Origin of the sequence: Glaciihabitans sp. GrIS 2.15 (genome assembly GCF_035984695.1) — a bacterium.
Taxonomy (GTDB): domain Bacteria; phylum Actinomycetota; class Actinomycetes; order Actinomycetales; family Microbacteriaceae; genus Lacisediminihabitans.
The window spans coordinates 365,818-386,446 of record NZ_JAXCHU010000003.1; the positions used below are offsets into that span (position 1 = coordinate 365,818).

A 20,629-nucleotide genomic window follows, 5' to 3' on the forward strand; every position below is an offset into this window, starting at 1 on the left:
TTTCGCACGCTACGCCAGTGACTGCGGAAACTTCAACTTCGCCGAGCGCACCAGAGCGAATCCGCAGCACCTGCAGCGCTACAGAACCTTGGACAGGAAGGACCGGGTGCGTTCGTGCTGCGGATTGGTGAGTACCTCGCGAGGCTCGCCCGACTCGACGACCACACCGCCATCCATGAAGACGAGCGAGTCGGCCACCTCACGCGCGAAGCCCATCTCGTGGGTCACGACGATCATGGTCATCCCCTCCTGGGCGAGCTTCTTCATCACGTCCAGCACCTCACCGACGAGCTCGGGATCGAGGGCAGAGGTCGGCTCGTCGAAAAGCATGAGCTTGGGATCCATGGCGAGCGCCCGGGCGATCGCAACGCGCTGCTGCTGGCCTCCGCTCAGGTGTGCGGGGTAGGCGTCGGCCTTCTCGGCGAGTCCCACCCGCGCCAGCAGTTCCCTGGCACGCTCCACCGCCTTCGCCTTCGGAACCCTCTTGACCCGCATCGGAGCCTCAATCACGTTTTCGAGCGCCGTCATGTGGGGGAAGAGATTGAAGCGTTGGAAGACCATCCCGATGTCGCGTCGCTGCAACGCGGCTTCGCGAGGCTTGAGCTCATGGAGAATCTGATCCTTCTCGCGGTAGCCGACGAGAATGCCGTCGACCCGAAGGCGGCCGGCGTCCACCGTCTCCAGGTGATTGATGCAGCGAAGAAACGTAGATTTTCCCGATCCGCTCGGACCGACCAGACACATTACTTCGCCGCGCTTCACCGTGAGGGAAATGCTTTTGAGTACCTGGTTCGAGCCAAAACTCTTTGAGACGCGATCAGCATCCACCATCAAGGTATCGTTCACGGCGTGCCGCCTCCTTTTCCGTCGTCCGGGTGCGTTTCCGTGTCTTCGACGGGCGAGCCGACCACGGGAACTAGGCCGGTTGCGACCGTGACCCTCTTCTCCGATGGGGCAGCTCCAACCCCTCGGGCGAACCGCTTCTCCAGGAAGTATTGGCCGACCATGAGGATGGAGGTGAAGGCCAGGTACCAGAGGGAGGCCACGAGAAACAGCGGGATCGTGTTGAAAGTTTCCGCGGAGATGTCTCGCGACCGGGTGAACAGATCGAAGCTATAGGGCACCGCCGTGACCAACGAGGTGGTCTTCAGCATCGAGATGACCTCATTGCCGATCGGCGGGATGATGACACGCATTGACTGCGGGATGATGATGCGCCACATCGTCTGGACCCAGGTCATACCGAGCGCCGTCGATGCCTCTTCCTGCCCGCGATCAACAGAGAGGATTCCGGCACGCACGATTTCCGCCAGGTAGGCCGCCTCATTGAGCGCGAGACCGATGATCGCAAGCTGGAAGACATTGAGTGCGTCGCCGGTGGGGAGCGTGATGAACGGATGCAGGAAGGGAAGTCCCAGGTTGATCACCGGGTAGATGACCGACAACAGCCCCCAGAAGGTCAACTGCACGTAGACCGGCGTGCCTCGAAAGACCCAGAGATAGAACCACGAGATGCTCTTGAAAACCGGATTCGGCGACAGCCGCATGACCGCAAGCACCACACCGAGTACGATCGCGATCACCATCGAATAGACGGTGAGCTGAAGGGTGTTGACGGCCGCCTCCGAGATGCGGCGGTCGAAGATGTACTTGCCGACCGCCGGCCAGTTGAAGGCCGGCCGTAGTGCAGCGTCGTAGACGAACGCGGCCACGAAAATGACGATGATCGCCGCGAAGATGTTGCGAATCGGATGACGCAGCCGAACCGCTTTGATGGCCCGTCCGTCGTGGCTAGCAGACCCCTCGGTCGGCGGCACGGATGAGCGCACCGCCGACCCGATATGAACTGGACGGGCCATCCTGTTAGCCGTTCGCAGCGGCGTTGATCGTGATCTTGTCTATCCCGCCATCCGCAACGCCCCATTTGTCGAGGATCTTCTTGTAAGTGCCGTCGTCGACGGTCGACTGGAGCGCCTTCTGGAGCGCCTTCTGGAGCGCATTGCCCTTGTTGACGGCGAGCCCGTAGGGCGCGACCTCGAAGGACTTGCCCGCGACCTGCAGCTTGCCTTTCAGTTGCGCGACAGCGTAGAGGGTGACCGGGGAGTCCGCGCTCAGGGCATCCGCCTGGCCGAGCGCCACCGCGTTGGTCGCCTGGTCCTGGGTATCGAACTTCAGTGCCTGGATCGCCGGCTTTCCCGCGTCCGTGCAGGCCTTGGATTTGGCCGGTATTTCGTCCGTGTCTTGAAAAGTGGTGGCCTGGACTGCGACCTTGAGACCGCACGCGTCGTCCGGCTTAACCGTCTTGCCTGCCGGTGACGCCCACAGGATACCCGCGGTGTAATAGTTCACGAAGTCGACGACTTTCTCGCGCTCTGCGTTGTCGGTGAAAGATGACAACCCGAGGTCGTACTTGCCCCCGGTGATGCTCGGGATGATGGTGTCAAACTTCGACACGGCATACTCGGCTTTCACACCGAGCTTGCCGGCGACCGCATCCATCAATTCGACTTCCCAGCCGATGGGAAGGCCGTTCGCGTCTTTTTTCTCGTTGGGGGGATAGGTGGGATCGATGCCGACGATGAGCTTGCCCGCCGTGGCGATCTTGCTCGGAAGCAGGGCCGCAGCGGCCGCATCTTTTTTCGCGGCCGCTGGTGCGCCTGAGCTCGCGGGACCGGCCGGGGTCGAGTTGTCGACGCATCCGCTCAACGCAAGCGCCACGACGACAGCGAAAACGGGAATCCCGTATCTGATTCGCATTTTTTCTACCTATTCTCTCCTGGTGGGGGGGCATAGGGAGCGATCCGGCGACCGATGAAATCCGGCCGCAGAAGAACGACCATCACCACCACGATCGGATTTCTTCGCGGTGGTCACATTTATCGTGCCCTCGGGCCTCGCTGCACGGTTCCGGCACCCTTGCCTCGACTGTGCTCGGAGCCTACACCTTGACATTGGCACCGACTGCCGCCGCCACGGCAGCGACACTGCAGTGACACTGCAGCGACACGGTGGCGACACGGAGCCGTGCCTCGCACACCGCTACTCCGTAGACAGCACTTTCTCGTAGCACAGCGCGTTCGCCAGGAGCTGAAACGGTGGATACGGCGGGATCAGCTGGTAGCCGAGACTCTCGTACAGCGAAATCGCCGCCGGCTGGAGATCGCCGGTCTGCAACACCAGGGACGGCACACCTCGCTCGCGGGCGATCCGCTCCAGTTCGAGCATCAGGCTGCGCGAGATGCCGCGGCCGCGATGGGCGGGATCTACCACCACTTTCTTCACCTCAAGAGAGCCCCGGTCGTCATACGGGCGCAGGCCCGCATGACCGACCGGCACATCACCGATAACTGCGAGTACCGTCGCGACAACCGTGGAGAAATCCACGTCAAACGCAGACCCAAGCAGGCTCTGGATTTCTCGCGGATACCGGCCAAAGCTAGGCGCGTAGATAGCGCCCATTTCGATTTCCATTGCCTCACGCAGGGCGACAGCCCGGGGATCGAGCCAGCCGACAGAGACCATCTCGGCTGACCCGTCCGTCGAGATGGCCCGACCGTCCAAGAGTGCTACTTCGCGCCTACCGTCGCGGACGCGTTGGACTCGTACGACGTGTTCGTCGACTCGAAGAAGTTGACGAGCTGCAGGGTGTCGTTGGCCGTCGCCATCCACTTGGCCGGGTTGGTCACGTTGTACTCGGCTTCGAAGCCGAGCTCCTCAAGCCGACGGTCAGCCAGATACTTGACGTACTGGTTGATGTAGTTGGCATTGAGCCCGAGGATGCCACCGGGGAGAAGATCGCGGTTGTACTGCTCCTCGAGCTCCACGGCATCCAGGATCATCTGCTTGATCTCGGCAGCGAACTCCTCCGTCTGCAGGTCGGGGTTCTCTTCCAACACCGTGAGGATCAGGTTGATACCGAACTTGAGGTGCAGTGACTCGTCGCGAACGACCCAGTCCATGAGCGAACCGAAGTTGCGCAGCAGGTTGCGCTGGCGGAACGACAGCGCAACCATGAAGCCCGAGTAGAACCAGAGGCCCTCGAGGATCACGTTGTACGCCACGAGATTACGCACGAAGTCCTTCTTGCCCTCGGTCGTCGTGATGTCGAGGGTGTTTTCCGTCATGCGACGGATGTACCGAATCTCGAACTCTTCCTTCTTCGCCATCGAGGGGACGTTGACGTGCGAGTTGTACGCCGCCTCCCGATCGATGGGGAAGGTTTCGAGCACGTACTCGAACGACATGCAGTGATTGGCCTCTTCCCACATCTGCTTCGCGAGATAAATGCTGCACTCTGCCGCGTTCACATAGGGATACACGCCGAAGGCGAGGGCCTTGTTGACCAGCAGCTCGTTCGGGTTGAAGTAGCTCATCAGAAAGGTGACCGCGTGACGCTCTTCATCGGTCATCTTCTTAAAGTCCGCGATGTCCTCGCCGAGCTGGATCTCGTTCGGGAACCAGGTGTTTGCGACCGCCTGGTCGTAAAGGTCCATCGCCCACTGGTAGCGGATTGGTTTGAGAAGCAGGCCCTCTTGCAGGCCGGTTCCGAGAATTCCCATGAGCTGTTCTTCTTTCTTAGATAACACTGTTGACGAAATTTGGTAATCGTGAAGGTCGCTCAGCGACCATCCCGAATCATTGGCAGCTATCGCACTGGAGGTCGTCCATTGGGTCGACCGGTACTTCGTATTCGAAAACGGTGGAGTCGTTATTCACTGTCTACTCTCCCGACTTGGGAGCGAGCCCACCGAAACCGAAGCCGCGCTTGGGTGCAGGGGCCGCGACCTCGGCGACCGGTGCAGAGAGACCGGGTGCGACAGCGGGTGCTGACGCAACCGGCGCTGCGACGGTAGGTGCACTGACAGCCGGCGCACCGGCCGGGGCCGAACCAGCTGCCGAGCCGAAGCCCCTTCGGGCCGAACTGGTGGCTCCCCCACCGATCTGCTCCGACTTGTTCACCTTCACCGTGGACTGCTCGGCCGTGTGACGCGGCTTCATGTGCAGGTAGTAGGTGGTCTTGACGCCACGCTCCCAGGCTGCGAAATAGATGTCCATCATGTCGCCGAGGTCACGCGTTTCGAGGTACATATTGCGGCTGATGGACTGGTCGATCCATTTCTGGGACCGGGCCGCGACCTCGAGGAACGAATAGGGCGAGAGCTGGAAGCTCGTCTTATACGTGGCCTTCAGGTGATCCGGAATCGCCGCGATGTTCTGGATGTCGCCCTGGCTGCGCAGGATGGCCTCGCGCGTGGTGTCCCAGATCCCCAGGTCCTGCAGGTCTTTCACCAGGTTGCGGTTCACCTCGAGGAACTTGCCGTTCGAGGTCGAGCGGGAGAAGATCTGCGAGAACTGCGGATCGAGACCCGGCGTCGTGCCTGCCACGAGCCCGATGGATGCGGTGGGCGCGATCGCCATAAGCGTCGCATTGCGCATTCCGCCCTTGACCTTCAGGCGCAGCGCGTCCCAGTCGAGACGGGTCGTGCGGTTGACCTTAATCTCCATGCCGCGATCGGCTTCGGTAAGCGCAATCGAGTCGAGCGGCACGAGTCCCTCAGACCAGCGCGAGCCATCGAAATTCGGATAGGAACCACGCTCCTGTGCGAGGTTGGCGCTCTCGTCGATCGCTGCGTAGGAAACGTGCTCCATGATCTCGTCGATCAGGTCGTAGGACTCTTCGCTTTCATAGCTGAAGCCGAGACGCTCGACCACGTCGGTGAACCCCATGACGCCGAGACCAACGGCACGGTTCTGGGCGTTTGAGAAGTCGGCTTCCTGCACCGAGGAACGGGTGATATCGATGAGGTTATCGAGCTGGCGCACGGCGAGACGTGCACTCTCTTCAATCTTGGCGAAATCCAACTTTCCCGCATTGTCGAGGTGACGCGAAAGGTTGATCGACGCCAGGTTGCAGACCGAAACGTTGTCTTCGTCCTGCGGCAGTGTGATCTCGGTGCAGAGGTTGGAGAGGTGGATCGTGCCCGTGTTGTTATTGAGCGCACGGTTGTTGATCGTGTCTTTCCAGCACAGCCACGGGTGGCTGGTGGTCTGGAGGGAGATGAGGATCGACTTGAACTGCTCGCGCGCGGTGATCTTCTTGAACAGGCGCATCTCGCCGGCCTCGGCCTTGACGACGTATTCGTTGTACTTCGTCGAGAACGCCTTGCCGTAGAGCTCGTTGAGATCCTGCACTTCGAGCGGGTCGAAGAGGTACCAGTCGTCATCGTTCTGGACACGCTTCATGAACTCGTCGGAGATCCAGACCGCGGTATTGGCGGTACGGGTGCGCCGGTAGGGGTCGCCCGAGTTCTGGCGAAGGTCGAGGAACTCGGGGAAGTCGAGGTGCCAGTTCTCCATGTAGAAGCAGAGTGCGCCGAACTTCTTCCCGCCGCGGCTGACCGCGCGCAGGATCGAGTCGATCGTGTGCATGAACGGGATCGGGCCGGTCGAGGTGGTGTTGTTCGAGCGGATCGGCGAGCCCTGCGCGCGCAGCTTGGTGACCGAGAGGCCGATTCCTCCGGTGCCCTTGGTGAGCCACATCACGTCGCGGGTCGTCTTGGCGATGTGCTCCATGTCATCCTGCATCTCCATGACGAAGCAGTTGGCGAGCTGGGGGTAAACGGTGCCGGCATTGACGAGGGTGGATCCCGCAGCGAGGTATTCGAGCTGCGACATCTTCTCGTAGAACTTGATGGCGTGCGCCGTTGGATTCGCCTCGTTGAGGGAGAGCCCCATCGCGATGCGCATCCAGAAGTATTGCGGCACCTCGAGCGCATCGCCGTTTCGGCCCTTGATGCCATATCGGTTGTTGAGGGTGACAACACCGATGTACTTGAGCAGCTCGTCGTGCGCGGGCTCGAGGGCATCCGCCAACACCTTGAGATCGAAGAGTTCGGTGAGACGGGGATCGAGCAACTTTTCTTCCACACCGCGGGCCACGTTCGCCTCGAACTGGCCGGCGTGCAACGCCTTCAATTCTTCCGCGCTCTCGTAGTCGCCGAGCACTCGCTTGTAAATCGTCTTGAGGAGCAGGCGCGCGGCAACCGTGTCGAAGGCCGGGTCGTCCTTCACGTTTTGCAGGGCGACCTGGATCACCGCCTCATCGAGCTGCTGGGTGGTGATGCCGTCGAACAGGGTCAACTCGAGCTCGCTCGCGATCTGTGTGACCCAGGTGATGTTCTCGTCGAGACCGGTACTGGCGTGCTCGATCGCGAGATTGATTTTGTTCGCGTCATACGGCTCGCGCTGGCCATTGCGCTTAACTACGGTGATTGCCACGTTTGCTTCCCCTCGTGCGCCCCTCAGCAGGGTCGAAATAGTATGCGGAAATTGTGATTTCACGCCCTCCGATCACGGGGATCAAAGAACAGCGTTTCCGCGGTTTGACCACTATATATCGGGCCTCCGACAAAACGGTAACCCTATATGTAGTGGGCGTGTCATCCACAGAGTGTGGATAAGTTCGCCGATTTTTACACAGGCTGTGCACAATTCCCGAGGTGCAGGTGACGAGCGTATCCGCGACATCCGACACCGGCGAATTTCTGCCCGACCGGTAGGCTTGCAGCCTTGTGAAGACCTACCTGAGCCTCCTGAAAACGCGCGGCGTCGCGCGCATCATGGCGGCCCAGCTGGTTGCGAGATTCCCCAACGGAATGCTCTCGCTCGCCTTCCTGCTCCACATCCAGCACATCGCCGGTTCGTATTTCGCGGCCGGCCTCGTGCTCGCCGCCACCAGCCTCGGCCAGGCGATCGCCGGCCCGCTGACGAGCCGATGGATGGGCGTCTGGGGTATGCGCCGCGTGCTCGTGCTCACCATGATCGTGTGCGCGACAGCGGTCGGTACCATCGCGCTCGCCCCTGCGCTGCCGATCGGGCTCTACATGGCGATCGGATTTATCAGCGGACTCAGCACTCCCCCGATTCAACCGGCGGTGCGCACGATCTATCCCAAGATGGTCAACTCCCGTCAGCTCACCCCCCTGTTCTCGCTCGACGCATCGGCCCAGGAGGTGATCTGGGTGGTTGGCCCGGTGATCACTACCTTCCTGGCCATCCAGGTCAGCACGGTGCTCGCGATTCTCGTCGCCCTGGTGTTTCTGATCGGCGGCGGCATCTGGTTCATCTCCTCTCCCGAGGTCGGCCGGGTACGCATCCCCCGCAGCAAGCGCAATCTCGGAGCCGTGCTGAAGAAGCCGGCCGTGCTGCTCGCGACCACCACCGGGTTCCTGCTCGTCGGCGCCTGCGCAGCGGTCGAAGCGGGGGTGGTCTCGGCCTTCGGCAAGAGCGGACCGCAGGCAGGACTCGTCCTCGGCCTCTTCGCGGTCGGCTCGCTGATCGGAGGACTCGCGCTCGGGCACATCCCGATCGGCCCGTGGGCACTCGCCCGCCGCCTGTTCGCGATCTTCGTCGGGATGTCGCTGGCCGCGGCATCCCTCAACTTCTGGTGGCTAGCGGTCACCCTCTTCATCGCGGGAATCGGCATCGCCCCGGCCCTCGCTGTGATGTTCGCGATCGTATCGTCGAGCGTGCGGTTCAGCGAGACCGCCGAGGCATACGGTTGGGTCGGCACCGGACAGCTGATCGGAGCGGCGATCGGATCAGCCGTCGCCGGGTTCTTGATCGACCGATTCAACGCCCCCGGCGCATTCTGGGTTGCGGCGGTATTCGCCGGACTCGGATTTCTCCTCCCGACGATCTTCCATCGAGCACACCCCGACCTTCGCGGCCGCGACGCCAGCCCGATCCCCGACACGGAGCCGATCGCAACACATCCCGGATAGGCCCTGGCGCCTGCTGGCGCCCCGCTATCCCTGCAACGGCCCGAGCACCCCGGCGAGCACAACCGTCTCGTCGAAGAGCTTTCCGAGGATCGCCACTTCCTTCTCCTCCGGCGAGAAGACACCGTCGACGACGAGGCGCGCGGCGAATGGGATCTCCACCTCCGAACCGACCCGCACCATCCCGAGTCCGATGACGACGGGCTCCAGTGCCACGACCCCGCGGGTTCCCCCGGAGATACCGCCGTAGCTCACGAACGCGACAGGTTTACGCCACCACTCCGCGGAAAGGTAGTCGAGTGCGTTCTTCAGGGCGGGCGAAAAACTGTGGTTGTATTCGGGAGTCACGAGCAGTATTGCCTCCGCCGCGTCGACGCGGGCGCTCCACTCCAGGGTGTGCTGCTTGGTGTAGGAGCGGAGTCGCGGATGATTCGGCTCATCCATGAACGGAAGTCCGAGCTCCACGAGATCGACGAAGTCCACCTCGAAGTCCCCCCGCGCGAGCGCCGAGTCGCGCACCCACTTGGCGATGGACAGGCCGATCCGGCCCGGGCGAACGCTTCCGACGATGATCATGAGCTTTGGCATGCTTCTCCTTGGCATGATTTCACCCGAACGCCGGGCGTTGTTAACAGTGTGCATCGAGATGGTGGGACGAACGAATCTTCCATAATGGAGGGATGACTTCCACCACGACTCCCGCCAATCTGCGCCTCAACGACGGCCGCGACATCCCGCAGCTCGGCCTCGGAGTGTACAAGGTGCCGGATGCCGAAGCGGCGCGGGTCGTGGAGGTCGCGCTCGACGCCGGCTACCGCCACATCGACACCGCCACGCTCTACAACAACGAGCGCGGCGTCGGCGACGGCGTGCGAGCCTCCGGGGTTCCTCGCAACGAGGTCTTCGTCACAACGAAGGTCTGGGATGACGACCACGGCTTCGACAAGACGCGCCGCGCCTTCGACACGAGCCTGGAATTGCTCGGTTTCGACTACGTCGACCTGTACCTCATTCACTGGCCGGTGCCGTCCACCGACCTGTTCGTGGAGACGTGGCGAGCGCTCGAGGCGATCAAAGCGGACGGCCGCGCCCTGTCGATCGGGGTCTCTAACTTCGCCCCCCATCACATCGACCGCCTGCTCGCCGAGACCGACACCGTGCCAGCGATCAACCAGGTGGAGCTGCACCCGTGGCTTCCCCAACAGCAGGTTCGGGACTACGACGCCAGCCATGGCATCCGCACCGAGGCGTGGTCTCCGCTGGCGCGCGGGCGACTGATCGGGGATCGCGTGCTCGACTCCATCGCGGCAAAACACGATCGCACTCCCGCGCAGGTCGTGATCCGCTGGCACCTACAGCTCGGCAACGTGGTGATCCCGAAGTCAGTGACGGCGAGTCGCATCGTAGAGAATTTCCTGGTGTTCGACTTCGAACTGGACACCGCCGACCTCGCCGCTATCGCCGGGCTCGAGTCGGGCACGCGGACAGGCATGGATCCCGACGCACACTGACCTGGTCTCGATGCCGGCGGTGCGCTCCACACTCGCCACCGGTCATCGATCGCCGGTGACCGACCGCCTAGGCTCTACCAGCGGTCGTGCACTGCCGCGCGGAACTCGCGGTCGTAGAGTTCCGTCACCGCTGTGGTGAATGCCGGGCTCAGCTGCGGCACCGAGCCAGACCCAGCATTACTCTCGGCCTGCGCCACGTTTCGGGCCCCAGGAATGACGGCGCTCACGCCATCGAGCTGCGCGACCCAGGCGATGGCCACCTGCGCGGTGGTGAATCCGGATGCCGCGGCTTCCTCCGGCAGCAGTGCAGCGAACTCCTGTGCGGCGGCGACTCCCCGCTCGAAGTCGACCCCCGAGAAGGTCTCCCCCACGTCGAATGCCGAGCCGTCGCGGTTGTAGCTGCGGTGGTCGTTCGCCGCGAAGGTCGTCTGCGCGGTGTAGGTGCCGCTCAGCAGTCCCGAAGCGAGGGGCACGCGGGCGATGATGCCAACTCCGGCCGTCTTCGCGGCCGGAAGCACGGCATCCAGTGGCTTCAGGCGGAAGGCGTTGAGGATGATCTGCACGGTCGCGACATTCGGCCGCGCAATCGCCATCAGCGCCTCATCCGTGGTTTCGACACTCACCCCGTAGGCAGCGATCGCGCCGTCTTCGACGAGGGAGTCCAAAGCGTCGAAGACCCGATCGTTCGAAAAGACGGCGGTCGGCGGACAGTGCAGCTGAACGAGGTCAATGGTGTCGGTGCGGAGGTTCGATCGCGAGCGATCAGTCCAGTCGCGAAAGTTCGCGAGTGTGAAGTTGGTGGCATCCTGCGCCTCGCGGCGTCCCATCTTGGTCGCAACGGTAATGCTGTGTCCGGGGCGGTCGGCGAGATATCCGCCGATCAGTTGCTCGCTTCGGCCATCACCGTAGACATCCGCGGTGTCGAACAGGGTGACGCTGGCCGCGACGGATGCGTCGAGCACTGCCCGGGCATCCGACTCCGTCACCGTGCCCCAATCGGCACCGAGTTGCCAGGTGCCGAGCCCTATTGCGGAGACGGAGCGGTGGGTGCGGCCGAGGGTGCGAGTGTCCATCGCTCCAGCCTAGGTCGACTCACCCACATGCCCGCACCGGATCAGTCGCGCAACTTTTCCTTGTAGTCGTTCGTCGCCTTGGTCGCATCGCGATCCACTTCCGCCTTCGAGACGCCTCGCTCGGCGCGCTTCACATCGGCCTCGGCTTTCGCCTCGTCGACCCGGTCGCTCACCCGCTCCTTGGTGTCATCGGCCCACTCGCCGACCTTCTTGCCAGTCGCTTCTGCAGCATCCTTGGCGTTGTCCAACAGGCCCATGATCTCTCCTTCACGTGTTGCGGTTTTTCTCACGCTATTACTGGGCACGGGTCGCGCACCGGGATCCCACGCGATTCTCAGAGTCTCGTCTGTGCTGACGTCTGAATCGCACAAAACGTTGGGTGGCGGCTCGCCGATGTGACGATCTACCGTTGGCTCATGAGGCGAATCCTGGTCACCACCGTTCTGCTCATCGCGGCGCTCGGCCTGGCGGGGTGCACGCCATCCTCCGGCTCATCACGCTCGGACAGCTCGGGAAGCTCGGGAAGTTCACTGCCAGGGGTTCCGGCCATAGTGCCCGAACAGGGCGACTCAGCGAAGGCCGCCGCCGGCACAGCGTCACGGGCGACATCCGCCCGCGAGGTGATCACGACGGGCGCACTCTCGATCACGGTAGTCACGCCCTCGGCGGCCGCGGAAGAAGCGGTGCACATCGCGGATGCCTCGGGGGGGCACGTCGACGGACGCGACGAGCGCCTCCCAGCGGAAGGTAACCCCGGGTCAGCCCACTTGGTGTTGCGCATCCCGACCGCGAAACTGGATGGCGCAATCACGCAACTGAAGAAGCTCGGCCGCGTGGAGAAAGTCTCGCAGTCGACGCAGGATGTCACGGGTCAGGCCAAGGACCTCGACGCGCGCATCACGGCTCTCACCACCTCCGTCGACCGGCTCGTCGAACTCATGACACGCGCCACCACCACCGCCGATCTCATCTCCATCGAGTCCGCCCTCTCCGATCGCCAGGCGAGCCTGGAGAGCCTGCAATCGCAGAAGCGTGGCCTCGACGACCAGGTCGACCTTGCCACTCTCACCGTGGAATTCGGCACCGTCGCCACCGCGCCGGTGCGACCGCCCGCGACCTTCCTGTCTGGCCTCGCCGCCCGTTGGGGTTCGTTCGTCGGGTTCGTCTCCGGCCTGCTCGTTGTCATCGGCGTTGTACTGCCCTGGGTGGTCGTCGCTGGCGTGATCGGCGGGATCATCCTGCTGGTCGTTCGGTGGCGGCGTCGTCGCTCGATCCAGCATGCTTGAGGCATGCGAAGCTGCGGCCTGCTCCTCTTCCGACACCACCCCGGGCTCGAAGTCTGGATCGGCCACATGGGCGGCCCCTTCTGGGCGAAACGGGATGGCGCGGCCTGGTCGATCCCGAAGGGCGAAGTGCAGGAGGGTGAAGTCGACCTCGCCGCCGCCCTTCGCGAATTCTCTGAGGAGATGGGGCATCCCGCTCCCGAAGCGGAGTGGATCCTGCTTGGCGAGTTCGTCCAGCCCTCGGGAAAGGTTGTGGTGGTCTTCACCGGCGAAACCGACTTCGAAGTCGACCGGGTGAACAGCAACCTTTTCGACCTCGAGTGGCCGCCGCGGTCGGGCCGCACCCAGCAGTTCCCCGAGATCGACGATGCACGGTGGTTTCCACTGGAGCTGTCCCGCGAGAAAGTGGTGAAAGGACAGGTCGCGATGCTCGACGCGCTGGTTGCCCTGATCGCGGACCGTGCGTGACCGGTTTGCGTGGTGCCTCATCCACCCACGATTCCCGCCCCACTGAATCGACTCGGGAGTTGTTGTCACCAGAATCGGCTGCAACCGACATCAACTCCCGAGTCGATTCAGCGAATCACGCCTCACCCATCATTAATCCCTCGATGCTGTGCTTCTGGGTGATCGGGGTGAGGGTGTCGACTATCGGACAAACCAGGTGATCGCGAATCCGCTGCGGCAGGCTTTCGTAGAACGACCTCGTCACGGCCATGTCGTGAGCCTCCGCGTTTCCTGCACCGGGCGCATCGACACCGAGCACGAGCACCGGTCGTGACTTCTGTGATTCGTTCTTCGTTCCGCGATGGATGGTCAGGGCAGAACGAACAGAGAGGTCACCACGCAGTGGGAATTTGCGCTGCGCCAAACCTTCGTATCGTTCCGAGAGCGATTTCGCCGGGAACATCTCATGCTCGAATCCCTCGGGCAGATCCCACTGCGTGGTCGGAGCGATCTCGAACGGCCCCATGTCCCTGGCAGTATCGACCGCCGTCGCGTTGAACGCAAGCGAGGTGAGACGACCTGTTGACCGCGTTTCCTCCGGCATCGGGAAGTCACGGTGCCAGGGCTGGTTCATCGCGCCAGGACCGGGGATGTCGAAGCCCAATTCGACGATCTGGTAATCCGGACCAAGCACGGCTTCACTCACGCTTCGCACCCACGGATGATCGACAAGCTCACGCCAGCCCCGAATCTGTTCCGGATGCATTTCGACGTAGTACCGGCTCGGGCCACGCCCGACCGCGCCGTCTTTTCGAGCGAGCGCCTCCGCGAGAGCGAGGTCGATGTCTTCGCGAAGGGTGTCGGCCCATTCAACCGACATGGCTCCCTTCAGCGCCGAAATTCCGTCGGTGTAGAGAGCGTGCACGACCGCTGCGATCGTCACGTCAGCCACCTTGATTGTTGGCTCCGCACTGATTGCGACCCGAGGTACCGTCATGATTTCCGCCTCTTCGTCTTATGAATGTTGGGCTACAGCCGCTGCGTTCGAGAGAGCACAGTCTGAATGATCACCACGACCGCGAGAAATAGGCCGGAGACGACTGACTGCACCGATGACGACAAAGAGCCGACCTGGTTGATCATGTTCTGGATCACGCTGAGCAGCAGCACCCCGGCCAGGGTGCCGACGAGGCTGCCTCGGCCGCCCACAAGCAGCGTGCCGCCGATCACGACCGCCGAGATCGCACTGAGCTCAAGCCCCACACCGACCGTCGGAACCCCGGATGAGGAATAGCCGGCGTTGAGCGCACCAGCGAGCCCGGCACACAGTCCACTCGCGATATAGACGGTCAGCTTCACCCGGGCGACCGGGAGCCCCATGAAGGTCGATGCGCTCTCCGAACCTCCGACAGCGAAGATCGCCTGGCCACCCCGAGTGCGCGTGAGCACGATGGTGCCGATCACCACGGCGGCGATCGCGATGATCACCGTCCAGTGGATGCTGAAGACCCCGCCCTGTCCGATGGCGGTGAACGCCGGATCCTTCACCAGCGGCGTGTTCGAGCCCCCGGCGGTGATCGCGAGCACGAGGCCACGCACGGCGAGCAGTCCCGCGAGGGTGACGATGAAAGGCGCCATTTTCGCGCACGCGACGAGCAGGCCCTGCACCAGGCCGATCACGCCGCAAACCACGAGCGGCAGGAGCAGGGCGCCGAGCACTCCGAGAGCCGAGCCATAGGCCGCGAGCACCCCACCAAGGGCGAAAACCGACCCGACCGAGAGATCGATTCCGCCCGTGAGTATCACGAAGGTCATGCCGACCGCAACGATCAGGGGAAACGACGACTGGGTCGCGATGTTGGTGAAATTGCTCGGGGTGAAGAAAGTGGGGAAAGATACCGCCCCCACCACGAGCAGGATCACGAGCACGATGGCAGCGCCATATCCCTGCAGGATACCGGCGACGCGTTCTCGGCGGGCCTGGCTGTCCGTCGTCGGTCCGGCACTCGTCTCGATGGTGACGCTCATCGCACTGCCGTCCGTCCGCGCTGGAGATAGACCGCAAAGAGAATGATTACGGCCTGGGTGATTTGCGAGAACGCATCCGGCACATTGTGCTGGTTGAGAGTGGCACTGATGAACTGCAGGAGCAGCGCTCCGGCTACCGTTCCGGCCACCTTCACCTGCCCTCCGGTGAGCGGGGTACCTCCCACCACGACGGCGGTAATCGCCGAAAGCTCGATCAGGTTGCCGAGGGTCGAGGGCACCGAAGCCCCGAGACGCGCGGTGCCGATGATGCCAGCGATGGCGGCGAGCACGGCGCAGATCACATAGACGAGAAGCAGGATGCGCTTCACCGGCAACCCGGAGAGCTCTGCGGCGCGGCGGCTGCCTCCGATCGCGATGAGCTGCTTACCGAAGGTCGTTCGGTTGACGAGAAGAGCGATGAGCAGCACGAGTACGGCTGCGATTATCACGCTGTACGGCACGCCCAACAGGGAATCCCGACCGATAGCGAGCAGGTTCGGGTCGACCACCGACTTCAACTGCTCATTGGCGATGAGGAGCGCGATCCCTCGCCCTGCGACCATGAGCGACAGCGTCGCAACGATCGGTTGCACTCCCACGAGAGCCACGAGTGAGCCGTTGATGAGGCCGACCAGGCTGCCGACGACAATGGCGATGATCACCACCGGGACGAGGCCGTAGCCGATGTAGAGCGGGATGACCGCCGCGGCGAGCGCCATCACCCCGCCGACGGAGAGGTCGATTCCTTCGGTGCCGATGACGAGCGCCATACCGAGCGCCACGATCAGTACGGGCACCACCTGCACGAACTGCGTGCGAAAATTCTCGAGTTGGAAGAAATTGGGAGTGAAGAAGAGGTTGTAGAGCAGGAGCACGATGATGGCGATGTACACGCCGTATTTCTGCAAAACTCCGAGCACGGCACCTCGCTGAGGCAGGGTTATCGTCACGGTCTGCTCGGTCACTTGTCCGCTCCGGGGGTGATGGCGGTGTCGGTTCCGCCGGCAAGGGCAGCGAGCAGTCGGTCTTCGTTCACGTCATCCCCGTCGAGTTCGGTCTCGAGTGAGCCGTCACGCAGCACGATCACGCGCGCGGATCCTTCGACAACCTCTTCCACCTCAGAGGAGACGAGCACGATCGCGAGCCCCTCTCGCGCAAGTTCGTCGATGAGCGCCTGCACTTCGGCTTTGGCACCGACGTCGATCCCGCGGGTCGGCTCGTCCAGGAGCAACACCTTGGGGCTCATCGCAAGCCAGCGCGCAATCATCACCTTCTGCTGGTTTCCGCCGGAGAGTTCGGAGACGATCTGGTCGGGGCTGGATGCCTTGATGTGCAATCGCTTCATGAAGACCTCGACCACCGCATCCTGGTTCTTCTTCGACGAGAATCCACCGCGAGAAAGGCGGGGTAGCGCGGCGAGCACGATGTTGTCGCGCACCGAGAGGCCCGGCACGATGCCCTCGGCCTTGCGGTCTTCTGGCAGCATCACGATTCCGGCGCGAATAGCGGCAGGCACTGATCCGCTTTTGACGGGTTTGCCGTCGATCGTCACCGTACCGCGATCCAGCTGCATCACTCCGGCGAGCGCCTTGAGCGTCTCGGAGCGTCCGGAGCCGAGGAGTCCGCCGAGACCGACGACCTCGCCCGGGCGGATCTGGATGTCGATGCCGTCGATCTGATGCTTGCGACTGAGGTCGTCGGCCACCAGCACCGGCGGTGCGCTGGACGCGTGCGAGCCGCCGAACGCGGTCGTCCCTCCTCGGGTGACCTTCTCCACCGAGCGCCCGAGCATGAGGGAGATGAGTTCGACGCGGGGCAGTTCGGCGAGACCGCCGACGTGCACGACCCTGCCATCACGCAGCACGATCACTCGCTCGGCAACGCGGTAGATCTCGTCCATCCGATGGCTCACATAGACGATCGCGATTCCCTGTTCCCGCAGCAACGAGACCACCGAGAATAAAGTCTCCACCTCGCGGGCTTCGAGCGAGGACGTGGGTTCGTCCATGATCACCACCCGCGCGTTGATGCTCACCGAGCGCGCGAGGGCCACCATCTGTTGGATGCCGAGGGCCAGGCTCCGCAATGGCCTTCGCACATCCACGTCGATGCCGTACACGTCGAGGAGACCCCTGGCGTCGGCATACATGCGTGCGAAGTTGATGAGTCCGAACCGATTGCGGGGCTCCCGCCCGAGGAAGATGTTCTGGGCCACCGACATCAGGGGGATCAAATTGACCTCCTGGTAGATAGTGGACACTCCGTTGCGCTGCGCATCGAGCGGCCGAGCGAACTTCGCAGGCACTCCACCGAGCAGCAGCTCTCCATCGTCCGGCTGGTAGACACCAGTGAGCACTTTGATGAGGGTCGACTTGCCAGCGCCGTTCTCGCCCATGAGGGCGAGGCTCTCACCGGGCCGCACCGCGAAATCCACCGAGTCAAGCGCGGTGACACCGGCGAATCTCTTGGTGACGCCACGCGCTTCCAGCACCGGTACCGCGGGGGTGGTCGCCTCGCCATCGAGCGGGGCACCGCTGGTCGGGGACTCGATAGTCACAGCCACTACCTCTCTGTCGAACGGGTCTCTTCCGACGCACTGATCGGAAGGGTGATCGAACACCAGCGCACCGGCGGCAGGTCGCGATGGGGCGACTGTGCTGGCGGTGCGCTGGCCGTTCGTACGGCTAGAAGGCCGAATCTACCTTCTGCGCCGCATTCGCGGGGTCGTACTCTGAGTCCTCGATGACGATGCTCTGGCCGACCGGGGTGCCCGCGAGGAAGGTCGTGAGAGTCGCGAAGGCGAGCGGACCGAACCGCGGGTTGGACTCGATGACTCCGTTGTAGGCACCAGCGACGATCTGCTGCACCGCGTTCTTGGTGCCGTCGATCGAGTAGATCTGGATGTCCTTGCCCGGAGCCTTGCCTGCAGCGATGATGGCGGCCTGGGCACCGAGCCCCATCTCATCGTTCTCGGCGTAGATGACCGAGATGTCGGGGTGAGCCTGCAGCAGCTGCTCGGTCACGGTCTGGCCGTCTCCGCGGTTGAAGTTACCGGTCTGCTGCGCGACGATCTTCATGTCGGGCGCCTTCGCGGCCATCTCGTCAACAAAGCCCTTCGTGCGGTCGGTCGTGACACCGTTTCCCGACGCTCCGAGCAGGATCGCGACGTTGCCCTTGCCGCTCGTTCCCTTGATCAACTGGTCGGCGGCGCGCTTGCCCTGTGAGATGAAATCCGACCCGAGGAACGACACGTAGTCGGTGCAGGCGCTTGCGTTGAGCTTGCGGTCAACCGTCAGCACCGGGATATTTTTGGCCCGCGCTGCCGACAGCGCCGGCTTGAGGCCGTCCGAGTTGAGCGGGGCGACGATCAGCACCTGTGCTCCCTGCGAGATCAGATCCTGAATATCGGAGATCTGCTTCGAGAGCGTGGACTGGGCGTTCGTCTTGATGAACTTCTTCACGCCGATCTTGGCGGCTTCGTCGGTGATCGACTTGGTCTCCGCGATACGGAACGGGTTGTCTTCCTTCTCCGATTGGGAGAATCCGACGATCGCATTCTTGAGATCGATCTTGGCGCCCTTGTAGTCGGTGAGCGAACAGGTGGGCCCGTCGGATGCCTTGACGGTCTGCTTGACGTCCGTGCCCGCAGAGCTTGACGTGGGGGTTCCGGTATTGGTGCAACCGGTGAGCGCGAGCCCGACCGCTGCAACGAATGCAACGGTACCGGCGAGGCTCTGCGCCGTACGTTTCGTGAACATTGGGTCCAACTTCCTTGTTAGAGATGACGTGTAAAAGCACTCCGGTTCGAACCGAATCGCTCAAAACATAGCAATAGGTTGCAGAATGCAAACCTGTTCCCTAAGGATTGTTGCTAAAACGTGTCCAAAAGTCCAGAGGCAATTATTGCACTGTGCACAGTGACCCCTTTTTGAGACATCGCCTCCAGCTGCGCAAGAGGGGATCCACTGTCGGTCACCAGATGGGAAATCGATGCGGTGGGGAGAGTCTGGATGGCCGTGCGCACGCCGATTTTGGTGTGATCAGCAAGCACGACCACCCTGGCAGCGGATGCCGCCATCGCGCGGTCGGCATCCGCCACCGTCATGTTGGGGGTCGAGAGCCCGAACTCGGCGTCGAGGCCGTTTCCGGAGAGGAAAGTGGTGTCCGCATGGATGCCGCGGATGGTGCGGTTGGTCGCATCTCCGACGAGGGCGAGAATGGATGCACGCAGCGTTCCGCCCGTCATGATCAGTTGATTTCCCGGGGATTCGACGAAGGCCGTTGCCACCGGTAGCGAGTTAGTGATGATAGTGAGTCCGGTGCGTATGGTGAGGTTCTTCGCCAGCGCTTCGGTGGTGGTACCCGGGCCGATGATGAGCACATCGCCGTCGCGGACGAGAGACGCCGCGAGCCGCGCGATCGCCTCCTTCTCGGCGATCGCCTGCACCACCTTCTCGGCATACGGAGACTCCACCGCCGTGAGCCCGGCCACCGCTCCCCCGTGCGTTCGGGTCAGTTTTCCGACCGAGTCGAGGTAGTCAAGATCACGGCGAATGGTGACGGCCGAGGTGTCGAGGAGGAGAGCAAGCGCTGTGATCGACACGGCACCATCCACCCGAAGCGAATCGAGGATCAGTTGGCGTCTCTGCGCGGCAATCACCTGCTCATGCTACAAAGTTAATGAGAGAAAGTGATCTATTTTGTTCTTTATTGCCGCTCGCGCTGCACGCGGGCGGGCCAGGCCAGGGGCTTAGGCCAGCGGGTTACGCCAGCGGGTTACGCCAGGGCGTCCGCATCACCGAGGAGCGGGCTGCCAAATCGTACCGTGAGCGAGGTGCGCTCTTGTTCCGCGGGGCGCTCTGCCGAGGCATCCACGGCCGCAAGTTCGATCGCGCGGTACACCGTGGCGCGCGAGGTGCCGAGCTCTTGGGCGATCTCGCGCACTGTCGCACCCTGGTCCTTGAGCATCAGCACGCGCTCGACGTTGGTGGGTGAGAGAGCACGCGGGCGTCCGGCCACTCGACCACGGGCACGCGCTGCATAGACCCCGACCATCGTGCGCTCACGACTGAGACAGCGTTCGAGTTCGTTGAACGCCGAGATGATCGTGAGGAGGGAGTGACCTGCGTCACCCGAGGTATCCAGGTTCTCCGCGACGGAGGCGACACCGACGCCACGACGACCGAGTAACTCGAGCAGGGAAAGCACGTTGCCCGATGTGCTGCCGAGACGGTCGAGACGCCACACCAGGAGAGTGTCGCCCGCGCCGATCGCGTCGAGTGCGGTGGTTAGTTCGGTGCGGATCGGAGTCGCCACCTTGGCACTGATGTCTTCGTAGAGGATGTCGATGCCGCGCGTGGCCAGAAGGTCACGCTGGAACTCCAGGTTGTGCTCGAGAGGACCGACCCAGATATAGCCAACCCGTGTCATCGACTCACCACCCCTGCTCCCGAGACCGGCCCGATAGCGCCGGGCGATGATCGCCCCAACCTACCACCGGCACAGAC

Annotated in this window: 20 protein-coding genes; 4 read left to right on the plus strand and 16 right to left on the minus strand. The window is 63.0% G+C overall.

Translation table 11 applies throughout. From position 1 onward, the window contains the following. Positions 1–78: 78 nt before the first annotated feature. The 6 genes from RCH11_RS06350 to RCH11_RS06375 all read right to left on the minus strand — a co-directional run bounded on the left by RCH11_RS06350 (position 79) and on the right by RCH11_RS06375 (position 7,278). On the minus strand, positions 79–831 hold the full coding sequence (locus RCH11_RS06350) for an amino acid ABC transporter ATP-binding protein (protein ID WP_327056205.1): 753 nt from the start codon (positions 829–831) through the stop codon (positions 79–81). A gap of 11 nt (positions 832–842) precedes the next feature. Beyond that, the gene (locus tag RCH11_RS06355; protein WP_327056144.1) at positions 843–1,859 is read right to left on the minus strand and encodes an amino acid ABC transporter permease; all 1,017 of its coding nucleotides are present in this window, start codon (positions 1,857–1,859) and stop codon (positions 843–845) included. Positions 1,860–1,863: 4 nt separating this feature from the next. Continuing rightward, entirely contained in the window at positions 1,864–2,757 is an 894-nt protein-coding gene (locus RCH11_RS06360; RefSeq protein ID WP_327056145.1) for an ABC transporter substrate-binding protein, read from the minus strand. A 282-nt stretch (positions 2,758–3,039) separates the two neighbouring features. Continuing rightward, on the minus strand, positions 3,040–3,471 hold the full coding sequence (locus RCH11_RS06365) for a GNAT family N-acetyltransferase (protein ID WP_327056146.1): 432 nt from the start codon (positions 3,469–3,471) through the stop codon (positions 3,040–3,042). A 95-nt stretch (positions 3,472–3,566) separates the two neighbouring features. After that, on the minus strand, positions 3,567–4,559 hold the full coding sequence (locus tag RCH11_RS06370) for a ribonucleotide-diphosphate reductase subunit beta (RefSeq protein ID WP_327056147.1): 993 nt from the start codon (positions 4,557–4,559) through the stop codon (positions 3,567–3,569). Between the two features lie 160 nt (positions 4,560–4,719). Further along, positions 4,720–7,278 carry a ribonucleoside-diphosphate reductase subunit alpha gene (locus tag RCH11_RS06375; protein ID WP_327056148.1) on the minus strand — a complete coding sequence of 853 codons (2,559 nt, stop codon included), beginning with the start codon at positions 7,276–7,278 and terminating at the stop codon, positions 4,720–4,722. A 293-nt stretch (positions 7,279–7,571) separates the two neighbouring features. On the opposite strand from RCH11_RS06375, the gene RCH11_RS06380 reads away from it, so the two are divergent. Beyond that, positions 7,572–8,783, plus strand: a complete 1,212-nt coding sequence (locus tag RCH11_RS06380; protein ID WP_327056149.1) for an MFS transporter — start codon at positions 7,572–7,574, stop codon at positions 8,781–8,783. Positions 8,784–8,807: 24 nt separating this feature from the next. Here RCH11_RS06380 and RCH11_RS06385 read toward each other — a convergent pair whose 3' ends face one another. Next, positions 8,808–9,368, minus strand: coding sequence for an NADPH-dependent FMN reductase (locus RCH11_RS06385; RefSeq protein WP_327056150.1), 561 nt, complete (start codon positions 9,366–9,368; stop codon positions 8,808–8,810). A 92-nt stretch (positions 9,369–9,460) separates the two neighbouring features. Here RCH11_RS06385 and RCH11_RS06390 point away from each other — a divergent pair, with 92 nt between their 5' ends. Further along, complete coding sequence (locus tag RCH11_RS06390; protein WP_327056151.1) at positions 9,461–10,291, plus strand: aldo/keto reductase; 831 nt, start codon at positions 9,461–9,463, stop codon at positions 10,289–10,291. A 74-nt stretch (positions 10,292–10,365) separates the two neighbouring features. Here the strand turns inward: RCH11_RS06390 and RCH11_RS06395 are convergent, their stop codons facing one another. Together RCH11_RS06395 and RCH11_RS06400 are read right to left on the minus strand one after the other, a co-directional pair. Further along, a complete protein-coding gene (locus RCH11_RS06395) occupies positions 10,366–11,364 on the minus strand; it encodes an aldo/keto reductase (protein ID WP_327056152.1) in 999 nt (332 codons plus the stop codon). A gap of 41 nt (positions 11,365–11,405) precedes the next feature. Then, a complete protein-coding gene (locus RCH11_RS06400) occupies positions 11,406–11,621 on the minus strand; it encodes a hypothetical protein (protein WP_327056153.1) in 216 nt (71 codons plus the stop codon). A 159-nt stretch (positions 11,622–11,780) separates the two neighbouring features. On the opposite strand from RCH11_RS06400, the gene RCH11_RS06405 reads away from it, so the two are divergent. Both RCH11_RS06405 and RCH11_RS06410 read left to right on the plus strand, forming a co-directional pair. Beyond that, the gene (locus RCH11_RS06405) at positions 11,781–12,650 is read left to right on the plus strand and encodes a DUF4349 domain-containing protein (protein WP_327056154.1); all 870 of its coding nucleotides are present in this window, start codon (positions 11,781–11,783) and stop codon (positions 12,648–12,650) included. 3 nt (positions 12,651–12,653) lie between these two features. Next, complete coding sequence (locus RCH11_RS06410; protein ID WP_327056156.1) at positions 12,654–13,115, plus strand: NUDIX domain-containing protein; 462 nt, start codon at positions 12,654–12,656, stop codon at positions 13,113–13,115. Between the two features lie 115 nt (positions 13,116–13,230). Here RCH11_RS06410 and RCH11_RS06415 read toward each other — a convergent pair whose 3' ends face one another. From RCH11_RS06415 to RCH11_RS06445, 7 genes are all read right to left on the minus strand, one after another. Continuing rightward, positions 13,231–14,091: a phytanoyl-CoA dioxygenase family protein gene (locus RCH11_RS06415; RefSeq protein WP_327056157.1), complete on the minus strand. Its 861-nt coding sequence runs from the start codon at positions 14,089–14,091 to the stop codon at positions 13,231–13,233. Between the two features lie 32 nt (positions 14,092–14,123). Beyond that, entirely contained in the window at positions 14,124–15,122 is a 999-nt protein-coding gene (locus RCH11_RS06420; protein WP_327056158.1) for an ABC transporter permease, read from the minus strand. Beyond that, positions 15,119–16,087 carry an ABC transporter permease gene (locus tag RCH11_RS06425; protein WP_327056159.1) on the minus strand — a complete coding sequence of 323 codons (969 nt, stop codon included), beginning with the start codon at positions 16,085–16,087 and terminating at the stop codon, positions 15,119–15,121. Before RCH11_RS06425 ends, RCH11_RS06420 begins: the two co-directional genes overlap by 4 nt. Next, on the minus strand, positions 16,084–17,679 hold the full coding sequence (locus RCH11_RS06430; RefSeq protein WP_327056160.1) for a sugar ABC transporter ATP-binding protein: 1,596 nt from the start codon (positions 17,677–17,679) through the stop codon (positions 16,084–16,086). The genes RCH11_RS06425 and RCH11_RS06430 overlap by 4 nt, the downstream gene beginning before the upstream one ends. Before the next feature lie 127 nt (positions 17,680–17,806). After that, a complete protein-coding gene (locus tag RCH11_RS06435; protein ID WP_327056161.1) occupies positions 17,807–18,880 on the minus strand; it encodes an ABC transporter substrate-binding protein in 1,074 nt (357 codons plus the stop codon). 113 nt (positions 18,881–18,993) lie between these two features. Beyond that, complete coding sequence (locus RCH11_RS06440; protein WP_327056162.1) at positions 18,994–19,782, minus strand: DeoR/GlpR family DNA-binding transcription regulator; 789 nt, start codon at positions 19,780–19,782, stop codon at positions 18,994–18,996. 116 nt (positions 19,783–19,898) lie between these two features. Beyond that, positions 19,899–20,552: a recombinase family protein gene (locus RCH11_RS06445; protein WP_327056163.1), complete on the minus strand. Its 654-nt coding sequence runs from the start codon at positions 20,550–20,552 to the stop codon at positions 19,899–19,901. Positions 20,553–20,629 lie beyond the last annotated feature (77 nt).